This window comes from Flavobacterium sp. TAB 87, from assembly GCF_001529295.1.
Lineage (GTDB): Bacteria > Bacteroidota > Bacteroidia > Flavobacteriales > Flavobacteriaceae > Flavobacterium.
Window position 1 is genome coordinate 529,382 of record NZ_LLWK01000037.1, and the last position, 14,995, is coordinate 544,376.

The 14,995-nt window shown below is 34.4% G+C and carries 13 protein-coding genes; 4 read left to right on the top strand and 9 right to left on the bottom strand.

Features of this window, described 5'->3' with window-relative positions:
- Positions 1–258: 258 nt before the first annotated feature.
- From serB to AP058_RS11595, 6 genes are all read right to left on the bottom strand, one after another.
- Positions 259–1,491, bottom strand: a complete 1,233-nt coding sequence (gene serB / locus AP058_RS11570; protein WP_066310766.1) for a phosphoserine phosphatase SerB — start codon at positions 1,489–1,491, stop codon at positions 259–261.
- Positions 1,492–1,751: 260 nt separating this feature from the next.
- Positions 1,752–2,984: an ATP-dependent Clp protease ATP-binding subunit ClpX gene (clpX, locus tag AP058_RS11575; RefSeq protein ID WP_066310768.1), complete on the bottom strand. Its 1,233-nt coding sequence runs from the start codon at positions 2,982–2,984 to the stop codon at positions 1,752–1,754.
- 168 nt (positions 2,985–3,152) lie between these two features.
- The gene (clpP, locus tag AP058_RS11580) at positions 3,153–3,827 is read right to left on the bottom strand and encodes an ATP-dependent Clp endopeptidase proteolytic subunit ClpP (RefSeq protein WP_066310769.1); all 675 of its coding nucleotides are present in this window, start codon (positions 3,825–3,827) and stop codon (positions 3,153–3,155) included.
- 303 nt (positions 3,828–4,130) lie between these two features.
- Positions 4,131–5,456: a trigger factor gene (locus AP058_RS11585; RefSeq protein ID WP_066310770.1), complete on the bottom strand. Its 1,326-nt coding sequence runs from the start codon at positions 5,454–5,456 to the stop codon at positions 4,131–4,133.
- 126 nt (positions 5,457–5,582) lie between these two features.
- Positions 5,583–5,921, bottom strand: coding sequence for a phage holin family protein (locus tag AP058_RS11590; protein ID WP_066310771.1), 339 nt, complete (start codon positions 5,919–5,921; stop codon positions 5,583–5,585).
- A 48-nt stretch (positions 5,922–5,969) separates the two neighbouring features.
- Positions 5,970–6,734: an alpha/beta fold hydrolase gene (locus AP058_RS11595; protein ID WP_066310778.1), complete on the bottom strand. Its 765-nt coding sequence runs from the start codon at positions 6,732–6,734 to the stop codon at positions 5,970–5,972.
- A 199-nt stretch (positions 6,735–6,933) separates the two neighbouring features.
- Here AP058_RS11595 and AP058_RS11600 point away from each other — a divergent pair, with 199 nt between their 5' ends.
- Positions 6,934–8,286: a hypothetical protein gene (locus AP058_RS11600; protein WP_066310779.1), complete on the top strand. Its 1,353-nt coding sequence runs from the start codon at positions 6,934–6,936 to the stop codon at positions 8,284–8,286.
- 51 nt (positions 8,287–8,337) lie between these two features.
- Here the strand turns inward: AP058_RS11600 and AP058_RS11605 are convergent, their stop codons facing one another.
- From AP058_RS11605 to AP058_RS11615, 3 genes are all read right to left on the bottom strand, one after another.
- Positions 8,338–9,192, bottom strand: a complete 855-nt coding sequence (locus AP058_RS11605) for a DUF4249 domain-containing protein (RefSeq protein WP_066310781.1) — start codon at positions 9,190–9,192, stop codon at positions 8,338–8,340.
- A gap of 4 nt (positions 9,193–9,196) precedes the next feature.
- Positions 9,197–11,473 (bottom strand): carboxypeptidase-like regulatory domain-containing protein, encoded by a 2,277-nt coding sequence (locus AP058_RS11610; protein ID WP_066310783.1) that lies wholly within the window; start codon positions 11,471–11,473, stop codon positions 9,197–9,199.
- A 219-nt stretch (positions 11,474–11,692) separates the two neighbouring features.
- Positions 11,693–12,406, bottom strand: a complete 714-nt coding sequence (locus tag AP058_RS11615) for a pyridoxine 5'-phosphate synthase (protein WP_066310786.1) — start codon at positions 12,404–12,406, stop codon at positions 11,693–11,695.
- A gap of 114 nt (positions 12,407–12,520) precedes the next feature.
- Here AP058_RS11615 and AP058_RS11620 point away from each other — a divergent pair, with 114 nt between their 5' ends.
- The 3 genes from AP058_RS11620 (at position 12,521) to AP058_RS11630 (ending at position 14,995) form a co-directional block, all read left to right on the top strand.
- Positions 12,521–13,180, top strand: coding sequence for a CBS domain-containing protein (locus AP058_RS11620; protein ID WP_066310791.1), 660 nt, complete (start codon positions 12,521–12,523; stop codon positions 13,178–13,180).
- Positions 13,181–13,253: 73 nt separating this feature from the next.
- The gene (locus AP058_RS11625; RefSeq protein ID WP_066310794.1) at positions 13,254–14,138 is read left to right on the top strand and encodes an NAD kinase; all 885 of its coding nucleotides are present in this window, start codon (positions 13,254–13,256) and stop codon (positions 14,136–14,138) included.
- Positions 14,139–14,311: 173 nt separating this feature from the next.
- Positions 14,312–14,995, top strand: a complete 684-nt coding sequence (locus AP058_RS11630) for a DUF6089 family protein (protein ID WP_066310796.1) — start codon at positions 14,312–14,314, stop codon at positions 14,993–14,995.

Below are 14,995 nucleotides of genomic sequence, written 5' to 3' on the forward strand. Positions count from 1 at the left end.
ATATCTAATTTTGAACAAAATTTTTTTGATTTCCATATAATCGTGCTACTTACCTGTCCTAAAAAACATCTTTAAAGAAGTACAACCGAATCTACTACTACGTTGCATGAGGGATAGCAATGAAAATCCTTTTGTGCCGGTGTTCGGCACAAAAGATTGAAATGGACAGCCCGGCCCGCAGGGACATGCTATAAAACGAGCTATAAAACGAGCTATGTAACTGATTAAATCCAGATTAAATTGAATCTACGAAATGTACTACTCCATCATGTCGATGTAACGATCATGATACCCCAAAAGATATAGAACACCATCTAATCCTAAACTTGAAATAGAGGTCGAAGCGCTTTCTTTTACGGTTGGTTTTGCATGAAAAGCAATTCCTAGACCTGCTAAATTAATCATTGGTAAATCATTGGCGCCGTCTCCTACTGCAATGGTTTGGTTGATGTGAATTCCTTCTTTATCGGCGATTGCTTGAAGATATTCGGCTTTCTTTTGACCGTCTACAATTTCTCCTAAATAATTACCTGTTAGTTTTCCGTCTTTGATCTCCAATTGATTTGCATGTACGTAATCGAAACCCAATTCTTTTTGCAAATAATTACCGAAATAAGTGAATCCACCTGATAAGATCGCAGTTTTATATCCGTAGTATTTTAAGGCTTTCATCAAACGACGAGCGCCTTTAGTAATTGGTAAATTTTCTGCAACATTTTGCAAAACTTCTTCACTTAGTCCTTCGAGCAGAGCCATGCGTTGTCTAAAGCTTTCTTTAAAATCAATTTCGCCATTCATTGCTGCTTCGGTTATGGCGCGAACCTGAGCTCCTACTCCATTCAGTTCTGCCAACTCATCAATAACTTCAGTCTGAATTAAAGTCGAATCCATATCAAAGCAAACTAAGCGTCTGTTTCTTCTGTAAATACTATCTTCTTGAAATGAAATATCTACGTCTAAAGCTCTAGAAACAGCCATAAAACTAGCTGTTAAAACTGTTTTATCAGTAACGACACCAGACACCGACAATTGTACACAAGAACGTGGATAGTCTTCGTGTTCTACCACAGATGCTCGGCCTGTTAATCTTTTTATAGAGTCTATATTTAGCTTCTGATCGGACATTATTTTGGTAACTGCAGCCAGTTGCGAAGCTGCTAATCGTTCGCCCAAAATATTGATAATATATCTTTGTTTCGATTGCCCTTTGACCCAAGTTTCGTAATCGGCGATAGAAATTGGAATGAATTTTACTTTGATTTCCAGTTCATATCCTTTAAAAAGTAAATCTTTTAAGACAGGTGCTGAAGACGAACCCGCTTCAATTTCAAATAAAATTCCGAGAGACAATGTATCATGAATATCGGCTTGGCCAATATCAAGAATATTAGCGTTGTAAGTCGCCAATACCGAAGTTAAACCGGCAGTAACACCTGGTTTATCTTGACCCGAAACTTTTAATAAAATAATTTCCTTATCCATCGCTACCATATTACTTGTCTATTGATTTTAGTAGCGCAAAAATCGGTAATCTATTGTTTATAAAAAAGCTTAATCTTTGTTTATTTGTATAGAAAAAATAAAAAACCACACGCGTTTATAAGTTATTTTAACAGTGTCAGTTCAGTTCGTGAGATTTAAGCACACTTCTAAATTAGAATAGGAATTTTACATTTACAGGAAATAAATAGGCAAAAAAAAACCTGTTCGATTACTCCAACAGGTTTTATAATTATAAAGTGATCGATTACTTATGAAGCAATTTCCAATCTTTTTAATAAATTTTTATTCAATGTTTCTTTGGCGTATTCTTCATCAATTTCTAATTTCTTAACCTCAGAACTTGGTAAATCGTACATGGCATCGGTTAAAATTGCTTCGCATAAAGAACGCAATCCACGGGCACCCAATTTATATTCTAATGCTTTACTCACAATAAAATCTAATGCTTCATCCGTAATTGTAAATTCAACCTCATCCATAGAGAACAACTTCTGATATTGCTTGATCAACGCATTTTTAGGCTGCGTAAGAATCGCACGAAGCGTTTCTCTATCCAAAGGATCCATGTGCGTTAAAACTGGCAAACGACCAATAATCTCAGGAATTAATCCGAAGTCCTTAATGTCTTTTGGAATAATGTATTGCAATAAATTATCTTTATCGATGTTGTCGGCATTTTTAGAAGTAGAATAACCCACCGCCTGACGGTTCAATCGTTTAGATATAATGCGCTCTATACCATCAAAAGCACCTCCAGCGATGAACAATATATTCTGAGTGTTTACCTCAACAAATTTTTGATCTGGATGTTTACGTCCTCCTTTTGGCGGTACATTAACCACTGTTCCTTCCAACAGTTTCAATAAAGCTTGTTGTACTCCTTCTCCAGAAACGTCTCTTGTTATCGATGGATTATCACTCTTACGAGCAATTTTATCAATCTCATCAATAAATACGATTCCGCGTTCTGCTTTGGCTACATCATAATCGGCTGCTTGAAGCAAACGTGTCAAAATACTTTCCACATCTTCTCCAACATAACCCGCCTCTGTCAATACCGTTGCGTCAACAATTGCCAACGGAACGTCTAACATTTTTGCGATAGTTTTAGCCACCAATGTTTTGCCTGTTCCAGTTTGCCCTACCATAATGATGTTACTTTTTTCAATCTCTACTTCGTCGTCCAATTGCTGTTGCATTAAACGTTTGTAGTGGTTGTAAACGGCAACTGACATTACTTTTTTAGTTTGATCTTGTCCAATTACATATTGATCCAAAAACGCTCTAATTTCTTTCGGTTTCTTTAAAATTAAATCACCAACTAATTTAGAACTTCCACTAGATTTTAATTCTTCTAAAACAATTCCGTGGGCTTGCTCAATACATTTATCACAAATGTGTGCATTAATACCCGCAATTAATAAATTAGTTTCTGGCTTTTTTCTCCCACAAAACGAACATTCTAATACTACTTTTGCCATTTTTTTTTAAGTTGCAAAGGTTCAAAGTCCAAGAGTTTCACAGACACTTAAAAGCCTTTGAAAATCTAACATTTGAAACTTCCTTTTTTTAATCTGAATAATAAACTTCAAAAGACTTAGTTGCTAACTTTGAAAATTACCAACTCTTCCTCTCTGAACCTTAAAATCTTATCCTCTTCTCAACACTTCATCAATCATTCCGTATTCTTTTGCTTCGTCTGCTTTCATCCAGTAATCACGCTCACTGTCTTGGTGCACTTTCTCAAAAGTCTGTCCTGTATGATGTGAAATAATGTTATACAACTCATCTTTCAGTTTCAACATTTCACGCAAGTTGATTTCCATATCAGTAGCAACTCCTTGTGCTCCGCCTGATGGTTGGTGAATCATTACTCTTGAATGTGGCAATGCTGAACGTTTTCCTGCCGCACCTGCACACAATAAAACCGCTCCCATAGAAGCTGCCATTCCTGTACAAATTGTTGCTACATCTGGTTTGATGTATTGCATGGTATCATAAATCCCTAAACCTGCGTAAACGCTTCCTCCAGGTGAATTTAAGTAAATCTGAATGTCTTTGGATGCATCTGCACTTTCTAAAAACAACAATTGTGCTTGCACTATATTAGCAATTTGATCGTCAATTCCAGTTCCTAAAAAGATAATTCTATCCATCATTAATCTAGAGAAAACATCCAATTGCGAAACATTCAACTGACGTTCTTCAATAATATATGGTGTCATATTGGTTGGCGTCATTGCTCCAACTATTTTATCGTAATACAATGCATTTACTCCTTGGTGTTTCGTTGCAAATTTTTTAAATTCTTTACCGTAGTTCATATGTATTTTTTCTAAGTTTTACTTTAATATTTAGTTGTTTCATTACAAAGGTCGTACCTCTTTATAAATTGTGTCAATATGTCCTATTCTATAGGTAAAAATCTTCAAGTTGAAAATTTAAAGAACACCGTTTGTAAATGTATTATTTGCAATAAAATAAAAGAGCGTCAAAGAAACTCTTTTGACGCTCAAATATAACTATTTTTAGTTGTTTGGTATCTGTAATAAAATCATAAAACTTTCAAGTTAGATACAAAATATACTTTACTTTAAACTTTAGGACTTTCGAGATCCCGACTTTACTTATTCTCCGTAAGAAGCTGCAACAAACTCATCATAGGTTACTTCTTTAGTTGTTGGATTTGCTTTTTCTTTAAACACCTCTAACAATTTAGCAGCAACAACTTGCTCAGACATTCTTTTTACTTCCTCTTGGTTCGACAAAACGCGAGCTACAATTCCTTGAACTTCTTCGTCCGTTGGATTTGTTTGTCCAAATTGTGCCATTTGTTGTTTAATCGCTGCAGTTGTAAATTCTTTCAAATCTTCAAAAGTAATTTGAATGTTGCTTTCAGCCATTGCTTTTCCTTCAATTAGTTGAAAACGCAATCCTTTTTCAGATCTTGCATATTCTGCTTCTGCTTCTTCTGGAGAAAGTTTTTTCTCTCCAACAGTTTGCAACCATTTTTTAAGAAATTCAGATGGTAATTCAAATTTAGTGTTCTCGATCAAGAAATCTTGAACATCCATTAATAACTTCTGATCTGCTTGTTGTGCAAATTGCACTTCAGCATCTTCTTTAATTTTTGTTTTCAATTCCTCTAAAGAAGCAACTTTTCCTTCTCCAAATAATTTATCAAACAATTCTTGATTTAATTCTGCTGGTTCAGAAACGTTGATTGCTTCAATAGTGAAAGCTACATCAACATCTAAACCATGAACGTCATCATGACCTACTTTTAAATAATCCATTAATTGATGATCGTCTTCAAATAAACCTTTTGTGTTTACCGTAACAACAGCACCAACTTCTTTGTCTAAAAATAAATCAGCTGTTTTTTTATCTTTGAAAACTGACAATGTAAATGTCGTTTTGTTTTCGATTCCTTTTTCTTCGTTTACAAAAGTTCCTGTAATATCAGAATCAGCGGTTACTTTTTCAACTGGATTTGCTTTTCCAAATTGTTTTTGGATGCGCTCGATTTGTCCGTCGATTAACTTATCGTCTGCCTTAACTATATATTTTACGATATCATTTTTAGCTTCCAAATCGATTACAAAGTTTGGCACTAAACCAATTTCGTATTCGAAAGTTAATTCTTCAGCATCCCAATCAAAGTTTTCGTTTACTTTAGCAATAGGAGTTCCTAAAAGATTTAATCGCTCCGATTGAACAAAACGCTCCAAAGCCAAGTCAACTACTTTTTTTACTTCTTCGATTTTAATTCCTTTTCCGTATTGTTTTTCAACAAGATCTTTAGGAACTTGTCCTTTTCTAAAACCTTTTACGGTAGCTAAAGGCATTTTTTCGTTTAATCTTTTTGTTACTTGACCTTTGTAATCCATTTGAACAACTGTCATTACAATTGTTTCATTTACAGTGTCTATTGCTACTCTTTTAATATCCATCGTCGTCTTTAATTTACATAATAAAATTGGGTTGCAAAATTATAAAATTTTTGCAACCCAACCAAGCTTTTTAATATATTGATAAGAAAGCTATTTAAACTCTCTTTTAAAAACTATTTAAAAGGATTAGTCTCCAATAATTTTAAAGAAAATAGATTGTAAAACCGATAAGCAAACGCTAAACAATAGGGCTATTAAAAAAGAGTCCACTCTAAACCCGCCAACAATTTCTGAGCACAACAATATTATTATGGCGTTGATAACCAATAAGAACAATCCCAGTGTAATTATGGTTACAGGTAACGTAAGTAAAACCATGATTGGTTTAAAAAATAGATTCAGTAATCCTAAAACTACTGCAACAATAATCGCAGTGCCGTAGCTAACAACATGTACGCCCGGCAAAAAATTAGCTAATAAAACGACCAAAACTGCCGTGATTAAAATTCGAAGTAAAAGATTCATATTGTCTGTTTTTATTTGGAATAAAAGTAATGAAATTTTGATTTAAATTTATTGTCGAAGAAAAGAAGTAGACAACTCGTAAAAAAGTTTTGGGTTTTCGGCATGCAACCAATGTCCAGCTTTTGGAACTGTTTCGACTACCACTTTTGGAAAATGCTGCTGAATCATTTCAAAATCAGAATCTAAAACATAGCTGGATGCACCGCCACGAATAAACAAAGTGGGTTTATCAAAAATTAAATCACTCGCTAAGGGCTTTCCTATAGCTTCTAAATTTTGGTTAAAAACAGCTAAATTAAATCGGAAAGCCAATTGCTCCGGCGATTTCCAATACAAACTTTTCATTAAAAACTGACGAGTTCCTGCATCTTTAATATAAGGAGTCAAAATATCTTCTACCTCAGCACGACTTGGTTGAGCTGAAAAATCTACCGCGCTCAATCCTGCCAAAATTTCTTGATGGTGCTGCGGATAAAATTTAGGCCCGATATCGGCAACAATTAACTTCTCGACCAAGTCAGAATGTGTAGCTGCTAGTAACATTGCTACTTTTCCGCCCATCGAATGACCGATCACATCAATTTTAACTAAATTTTTCTCAGCACAATATTCAACCACATCTTGCACCATTACTTCATAAGTAAATTCGTCAGCATGCAAACTACGACCGTGATTGCGCAGGTCTAAAAGATGCACTTCAAAACCATTTTCGGCATATTGTACACCAAGAGTTTTCCAATTGTCAGACATTCCTAAAAAACCATGTAGAATAATTAGAGGTTGTCCTTGACCTTCTATTTTTGAATATAACATTATGAATTTGTTTTTGACGATTCATACAAAGGTAAAAAACTAAAAGCATTAAAAGAATATCACTAATTCTAGGTATTGCATATTCCACAAATAAACATCATTTTTGCAAAAAAATATTACGGTTTTTCTTATCAATATCACAGCGATACTTATTTTCGTATGTATTTTAAAATAAATAATTTAACCTAAATTCCAAATCATGATTAAAAAATTTGTACTAGCTTCTGTGCTACTTTCGCAACTTACCATTTCTTGTTCAAGTGATGAAAGCACTGTAGATGAAAACCAAAGTTTAACAGAACAAATTGCAGCAATTGTTAAACAACCGTATTCAGACTTAACTCCAGATCAACAAAAAATTAAACTAGAAGCGGAAGCAAACGACATGTTGCTTCAATTAGACAAATCAAAAAGCTCTAGTGCTGTTGATGCTATAGAGAACTTAGGACGCCTGTTAGATATTAGTTCTGTTGACATTTTTAACGGAAAGAATGACAATCAAATTGAAGATGTTTTAAATGTTTCTGACGTATACGGTATCTACACCTGGAATAATGCACAACAAAAGTGGAATAAAACTGCTTCAACAACTGACTTACAATTTGTTTTTCCAGCTACAAAAACTCAGACAGCTAACAATGCCACTTTATCAGCCAAAAGCACTTCTTCTGATGTAAAAGTCTACATAAGCGACAGCTATAACTGGGAAAATAACATAGAGACAAACGATCATTTCTTCTTACCTACTTCTTCTAACGCAACGTTAAAAATTGACAATAAAGAAGCAGCTATTTTTTCTCAAGCCGCGAAATACGGAAGTAAAAACGAAGTACCAGTTGAATTTAGCTATAAAATGAGCGTAAATGATGGGTATACTTGGGAAATGAGCGGTCAAAAAAATGTTGAAACTTCTGCAAATGCAAGCTTAACATTTAATGGTAAAAACTTAATAAAATTTAACGCTGGAAGCACTGCAGACATTGATGCATTAATTACAGATGAAGAGTTAACGCAATACAGAGGAACCGCAAATGGTTTAGTTCAATTGATGGACAATTTTGTAATTGTTGCTGATATGGATTTAGCTACTGCTGCAAAAGATGATGCGGCTTTAGAAAAAAGTTTAGTTCACCCTAAGTATCCTAATTACGAAGATCCTAAAGCTGACTACAAAGCTTATTATACAGCTGAAAATGCATACAACGAAAAACACAGCCAAGCTACTGTTACTAGTTTCAACAAAAACATGAAATTGATTTTAGTTTCTAAAAAAGATGGAACAAAGATTGCTGACATCGTTCAACGCTCGAAAAAAGGATACAGCTATGACGCTAACCTTCCTGTTTGGGTTACTGATAATTACTATGCTAACGGCGGTATTTGGGCAAACGATGGTGCTGGTGGATCATTTATTGTACAAAATTACGACGAAGAATTATACCTAAAATTTGGTGACAGTACTGAAGTAGAAATGAGCGCTTATTTCTCTAAAGGATTTGAAAATTTTGAAGCGAAATTTGAAGAATTCATTAAAGCTTTCGAAACAAAATAATAGCTTTTAAACATTCTATTTAAAGCCGATTTGAAATCATTCAAATCGGCTTTATTTTTTTGCTGGTGTTTGAATACTAAGAGTACTTTGTCCGTAACCTGCCCAAATACCCAATCCGCCTTTAATGTTCGATTTTAAGCTCGTATTGGAAGGGTAAATAGGATTTTTACTGTTTACAATTTCGTTCTGCCAGCTGTTCCAAAAATCCAGAGCCTCTTTATTCTGCGTTCTTAGCTTGACATAAATTAAATTCCCATCAACAAAATAAGGTTGAAATTTTGTTTTTGGAAAAAGCAAAACTCCTCTGTTCACTTGCACAGAAACCGATTGTGATTTAAAGTTTTTATCGTCTAAATTACCGTAAAATGCAGGAACAAAAATTGGTTCTTTACCTTCAATTTTAGTTGCTACTTGATAGTAATTTTTTTCATTTTTTGGGTCGTCAAATTGGATAAACACGTAACCTGTAGTGTCGGTAACATTCTTTTTTATATACGCTGCGCTTTGCAGCGGAACTGTTTTAGGAATTGTAGTTTGTGCCTGCACTATGCGATTTAAATATTCAATCTTTAATGAATATTGTTTTCCTTCTTCTCCTTTAAGGACAGACCCATAATATACAAAAGGTGGAATTCTGTTCTTATCGTTCTTAACCCTTAAAACTTCAGATGTTACACCATCTGAAACAGTGATTTTTGCTGAACGAATGACGTGATTTAGAACATTTGTAGAATCAATTACATCTGTAATCGGAATACTGCTCGACAACAATACCTGTGCAAAATCATTTTGCTCGATCCAGCCTTCTACTACAATCTTCGATTCCTTTTTTAAGTCACTCTTAAAATCATCACTGCTGCAACTCGACACAAAACTAATTATTAGAAATAAAATATATTTTTTCATCACTTTAAAATTTAAACCTCCAACTTATGGAGGGCAATATTTTGTACAACACTTTTTTCTCTGGAGTAACCACTACACTGCTTTTATCGTCATTGATATTTACTCCTAAAACGACGTATATTGGATTTTCTATATTGAACGTATTGTATATCGAAAAATTTAAAGCGCTTTCCTTTTTGGCACTTTTTATAAAAAAATAATTTACAGATAAATCGGTTCTTATATAATTTGGCATTTGCGCATTATTATATTCAGAATATTCTTTTACTGGATTATTGTTGACAAAGTACCAAGACGTTGGCATAGTAAAACGATTGCCCGAACTGAGAATTTGAGTGATACCAAAATTCCATTTTGCATTCAAATCATACATACCTACGACAGACAAATTATGACGTCTGTCGTATTTTGAAAAGTACGTTTTTCCGTTGTTGAGTTCTTCAAAAGTACGATCAGACCAGCTTAACGTATAGCTCAACCAACCCGTAAACTTACCGCTATTTTTTCGAACCATAAACTCAAATCCGTACGCTTTACCCGTTCCAACCAACAAATCTTCTTTAAAAGAAGTGACTTCATTAAATTGAGTAACACCGTATGGATATTCCAATAAATTTTTCATGGAACGATAAAAAGCTCCAAAGGAAGAGGTTATTTTATTTGAAATTAGCTGCGTTGATCCCAAAGAAAATTCATCTGAAACTTGCGGTTTAATTCCGCCCGAAGTCGCGATCCAAAAATCAGTCGGAATACCAACGCTCGAAGTCGTAATTAGGCTTAAATATTGATTTTGTCTGTTGTAAGCAGCGTAGAAAGAATACGAATCACTTCGCTTAAAATTGAAAATTACACGCGGTTGAAAATGCAAATACGATACGTCTGAAACTGCTGCGTAATAATTAATTCGAAAACCGAACTCAGCAGTTACATTCTTTAATAAAGTAGGTTTGACCGTTATAAAAACAGCCGCTTCACTGGATTTGATTGCACTATTTTCGTCAATAGTAACCGCACTATTTAAATTGTCTACAGCAATGTTTTGCGGCAGTACATAATGGTATACATATTGAAAACCAGACTCTAATGGAATGCCTTTTACAGCATATTTAATTGAATTATTAAATCCGAAATCTTTTACATAAGAGGAAACTCCCATTTCTACTGTGGCTTGATTCATACTCAAGTCGTTAGAATACTGCGTAAAATAAAATGCATTGGACATGCTTACAGCTGGAGAAATAGTAGACGTTAAAGACGGCGAAACCGCAAAGTTGCTCCATCGTAGGCTGCTCTTTAAGTTTAAATTAGAATCTTTAATCTTTAATTCATCAGCGCTTGCAAAGGCAGTAACTGCCAATAAATTATTTTTTGAAAACTGAGAAAGAAAGGTGAAATTGGCGTCAGAGAAACCGTACTTCATTCCTTGAACATCATTCTTTTTAGTGTCCTTCTTTAATAGCGGTGCAATGACTTCATCAATGTATGTTTTTCGACCTGAAATATAAAAACCGGTATTGGTAGAAACCGGTACCGACAACGTTAATTGCGAAGCAAGAATACCCACATTTCCTTGTACCTGAAAGTATTCAGGCAGTTTTTTGTTTGTTTTTAGAACCGTGGTAGAACTTAATCTGCCTCCATATTTTGCATTAGAACTAGATTTATCAAACTCCACTTGTTGAATGTGATCGGCGTTGTAAAAAGGAAAAACACCTAAAAGATGTGACATTCCGTAAATGGGTGTTTCTCCGTATAAAATAGCATTGTGCCCAGGATCACCACCTCTTACATATAAATAACCGTTGGCGTCTCCTGAATTTTGAACTCCTGGAGTAAGTTGTAATAACTTGATTATATCTGTGGTTCCTGATAATGTTGGTACTAAAGAAAACTCTTTTACATTAAAGTTTAACTTTCCTGCAGTACCGTTTTCGAAAGCTCTTTTTTTACTATTTTCGACAATAACTTCGTTTAAGTAAGCCGCACTATTTTGTAGCACAACGAAAAGTGTTGTGTCTTTTTGTAGATAAAACGGTACTTTTTTGTCTGTGTAATCAAAATGTTGAATGTTGAGGGTAATTGTATCTGAAACAGCATTTATTGTGAAGTTGCCTAAAGAATCGCTCATCGCGAAGGAACTCTTATCTTCGGATTTTAGTGAAACTGAAGCGCCAACTATATTGGTGTTTTCAACAGATTTTATATTTCCTGAAATTTTAAATTTAGATTGCGAAAATACGCTCGAAAAAGAAAACAATAAAAAAAGAATAAGTAGTCTCAATGCTTGAATTTTAGAAGAAAACGGCTAAAGTAATAATTTTAAACTGCTTTTAACATTATGAATACTACATTAAATACAAGAAAAAAAACAATTTTTAAGCTACTGTTTTGCATTAGGGATAGCAGAGGAGCTCTTTTTGGTTGGGCTTTTTTTGCCCGACCAAAAAAGCGGGAACGGATAGCCCGACCCGCTTTTTCTGCGGGGAATGTCCTAATTACTTTATTTTAATTTTCTTAAATACATATTAACCACATTTTCTAAGCCCAGATAAAGTGCTTCGGAAATAAGGGCGTGACCAATGGAAACTTCTAATAAACCAGGAATGTTTTCTTTAAAAAACTGAATATTATCTAGACTTAAATCATGTCCTGCATTGATTCCTAAACCCAATTCATTGGCACGAATAGCGGCAGCAATGTAGGGATCGATTCCTTTTTGGTTTCCCAAACCATATTGGTGCGCGAAAGATTCGGTATACAATTCAATTCTATCAGTTCCTGTTTTCTTAGCTCCTTCAATCATTTCTAATTCTGGATCTACGAAAATCGAAGTACGGATTCCGTTTCGTTGAAATTCTTGAATCATTTCGGTCAAATAATCTTGGTATTTAATGGTATCCCAACCCGCATTAGACGTCAATGCGCCAATGGCATCGGGAACCAAAGTAACTTGATCGGGCTTACATTCTAAAACTAAATCAATAAAATTATGTTGGGGATTTCCCTCAATATTGTACTCGGTATGCACCAACGCTTTTAGATCACGGGCGTCTTGGTAGCGTACATGTCTCTCGTCTGGACGCGGGTGAATGGTGATTCCTTGCGCACCAAAATCTTGAATATCGCTGGCCACCTTTAATAAATCGGGTACATTTCCGCCACGCGCATTTCTAAGGGTGGCTATTTTATTGATATTTACACTTAACTTTGTCATAAAAAAGAAATTAATTATAGTCAAACTATAGTTGCAACTGCAAAAATACAAAGTAAAAGGTAGGAGTTTTTGCTAATTTTTGATTATTTTGCATAAAATAAAGCCGATTGATTTATGACAGATATCCATGATTATATTACGAACGATTTTAGAGCGATAAACAGTCAAGAAACCATTGCTTCGGTACAGGATTTTTTGGCCGAATTGCATTTCTCGCATTTTCCGGTGGTAGAAGAAGGGATTTACATTGGTAGTATTTCAGCTGATGACATTGAAACGTTTGACAGCGATAAAAAAGTTATTGATTACAAATATACATTAGATCACTTTTTTGCTCGAAAAAACATGATTTGGCTGGACGTTTTAGAAGTATTTGCTAGAAATCATACAAACTTGATTCCGATTTTAGACGAGAAAAACGACTACGTTGGTTATTATGAAATAGAAGACATCATGAAATTCTTTCATGAAACTCCCTTTTTAAAGGAGCAAGGCGGAATTATAACGGTTCAAAAACCAATTCTAGATTATTCTATGAGTGAAGTCGTGCAAATTGTAGAAAGCAACAATGCCAAGATTTTGGGCGTTTTTATTTCTAATGCCGACTCAAGCAGTATTGAAATTACTATTAAAATAAGCATGGGTGCTATAAACGAAATAATTCAGACGTTTAGACGCTACAATTACGAAATCATCTCAGAACACCAAGAAGACGCTTACATTGAGAACTTAAAAGAACGCTCGGATTACCTCGACAAATACCTTAATATATAAGGCACGAATTTAAACGAACTTTGAGTACTGCATCTTCCATCAATTTAATTTTATCATTACCTAATTCAAACGAATGAAAGTCGCTATCTACGGACAATATTACCAAAACAGCACCGAGCCTATTATAAAGGACATTTTTGTTTTCTTTAATACCAATAATACTGAAATGGTCATTGAAGAAAATTTTTTAAAAATGCTTTATGAAAAGAAACTAATTACCAAAGAGTACCAAACTTTTTCGATTGAAACAGGATTGGACTCTACTTACGAAATGTTGATTAGTATTGGTGGCGACGGAACACTTTTGCGTGCCGCAACTTTTGTACGCGATTCTGGCGTGCCAATATTAGGAATAAATGCAGGTAGACTTGGGTTTCTAGCAAGTGTTTCTAAGGAAAATATTTCCTCCTTTTTACAATTTGTAACTGATAAAAAATATACCTTTTCGCAACGAACTTTGTTAAGTATCGATTGTGAGCCTAGAAACGAGGCGATAGACGCCATGAATTTTGCTATGAATGAAGTTACCGTAAGCCGTAAAGACACAACGTCGATGATTACAGTTGACACCTACTTAAACGACGAATTTTTAAATTCGTATTGGGCAGACGGACTCATTATTTCTACTCCAACTGGATCTACTGGGTATTCATTAAGTTGCGGTGGCCCCATATTAACGCCAACCGTAGAGAGTTTAATTATAACTGCAATTGCACCACATAATTTAACAACGAGACCGCTTGTAATTGCAGATGATACTGAGATTAAATTAAAAGTGAGCGGTAGAGAAAGCCACTACCTGGTTTCTTTGGATTCTAGAATAACCTCGGTTAAAAACGAATCGGTCATCACCATCAAAAAAACAGATTTTAAGATCAATATGGTCGAGATTCCTGGCGAGACATTCTTAAAAACACTTCGCAAAAAATTACTTTGGGGCGAAGACAAGAGAAATTAATGGCAATCAGCTTCTATTTTTATACTATTCGTACTTATTTCACCGTTTTGTAGATGTAAAACCTAGATTAATGGTGAAGATATAAGGCTTTGCTCGATAAAAATCTCACATTTAGTGGAATTGGTATTGATTCGAAGTGAGAATTATTATATTTGCACGCAACTAAGAATTAAATGAATAAATATTTTAGTTTACTGTTCTGTTTTTCCTCTTATTTTGCTCTGCACGCTCAAATACATGAGGTCGGTGTTTTAGTAGGTGGAAGCAATTATATTGGCGACGTAGGAACCACTACTTTTATTTCTCCTGATAAATTAGCATTTGGAGTTTTATATAAATGGAACCGCAGCACCAGACATGCGTATCGCATTTCATACACGCAGTCCACGATAACAGCAAACGATAACGACTCGAAAGAAAGTAGCAGAAATCAAAGAGGTTATCGATTTGATAATAGTATAAAAGAACTATCTGCAGGATTAGAGTTTAATTTTTTTGATTTTAATTTGCATGATTCTAACAAAAAAATAACACCATACGTATATACTGGACTGAGTTATTTTAGATACGATGATCTTTACATTATTTCAGGAGAAACTTTTAAAGATTCAAAATCAAGTTCGCTTGCTATCCCGATGACAGTGGGCGTTAAATCTAATATAAGTCCACATTTTATATTAGCTGCAGAAATAGGAGCTCGATATACTTTTACTGACAATTTAGACGGCAGTTTTCCTGACAGTAATAATTTAGATCAGTACCGTTTTGGAAATTTAAATAATAATGACTGGTATGTTTTTACTGGAGTAACATTAACGTATACTTTTGGAAACAAACCTTGCTATTGCCACTATTAA

Excerpts from the sequence above, each read along its gene's own strand:
- serB (WP_066310766.1), bottom strand. The coding sequence starts at position 1,491 with ATGGTAGCGATGGATAAGGAAATTATTTTATTAAAAGTTTCGGGTCAA.
- clpX (WP_066310768.1), bottom strand. The coding sequence starts at position 2,984 with ATGGCAAAAGTAGTATTAGAATGTTCGTTTTGTGGGAGAAAAAAGCCA.
- clpP (WP_066310769.1), bottom strand. The coding sequence starts at position 3,827 with ATGAACTACGGTAAAGAATTTAAAAAATTTGCAACGAAACACCAAGGA.
- AP058_RS11585 (WP_066310770.1), bottom strand. The coding sequence starts at position 5,456 with ATGGATATTAAAAGAGTAGCAATAGACACTGTAAATGAAACAATTGTA.
- AP058_RS11590 (WP_066310771.1), bottom strand. The coding sequence starts at position 5,921 with ATGAATCTTTTACTTCGAATTTTAATCACGGCAGTTTTGGTCGTTTTA.
- AP058_RS11595 (WP_066310778.1), bottom strand. The coding sequence starts at position 6,734 with ATGTTATATTCAAAAATAGAAGGTCAAGGACAACCTCTAATTATTCTA.
- AP058_RS11600 (WP_066310779.1), top strand. The coding sequence starts at position 6,934 with ATGATTAAAAAATTTGTACTAGCTTCTGTGCTACTTTCGCAACTTACC.
- AP058_RS11605 (WP_066310781.1), bottom strand. The coding sequence starts at position 9,192 with ATGAAAAAATATATTTTATTTCTAATAATTAGTTTTGTGTCGAGTTGC.
- AP058_RS11615 (WP_066310786.1), bottom strand. The coding sequence starts at position 12,406 with ATGACAAAGTTAAGTGTAAATATCAATAAAATAGCCACCCTTAGAAAT.
- AP058_RS11620 (WP_066310791.1), top strand. The coding sequence starts at position 12,521 with ATGACAGATATCCATGATTATATTACGAACGATTTTAGAGCGATAAAC.
- AP058_RS11625 (WP_066310794.1), top strand. The coding sequence starts at position 13,254 with ATGAAAGTCGCTATCTACGGACAATATTACCAAAACAGCACCGAGCCT.
- AP058_RS11630 (WP_066310796.1), top strand. The coding sequence starts at position 14,312 with ATGAATAAATATTTTAGTTTACTGTTCTGTTTTTCCTCTTATTTTGCT.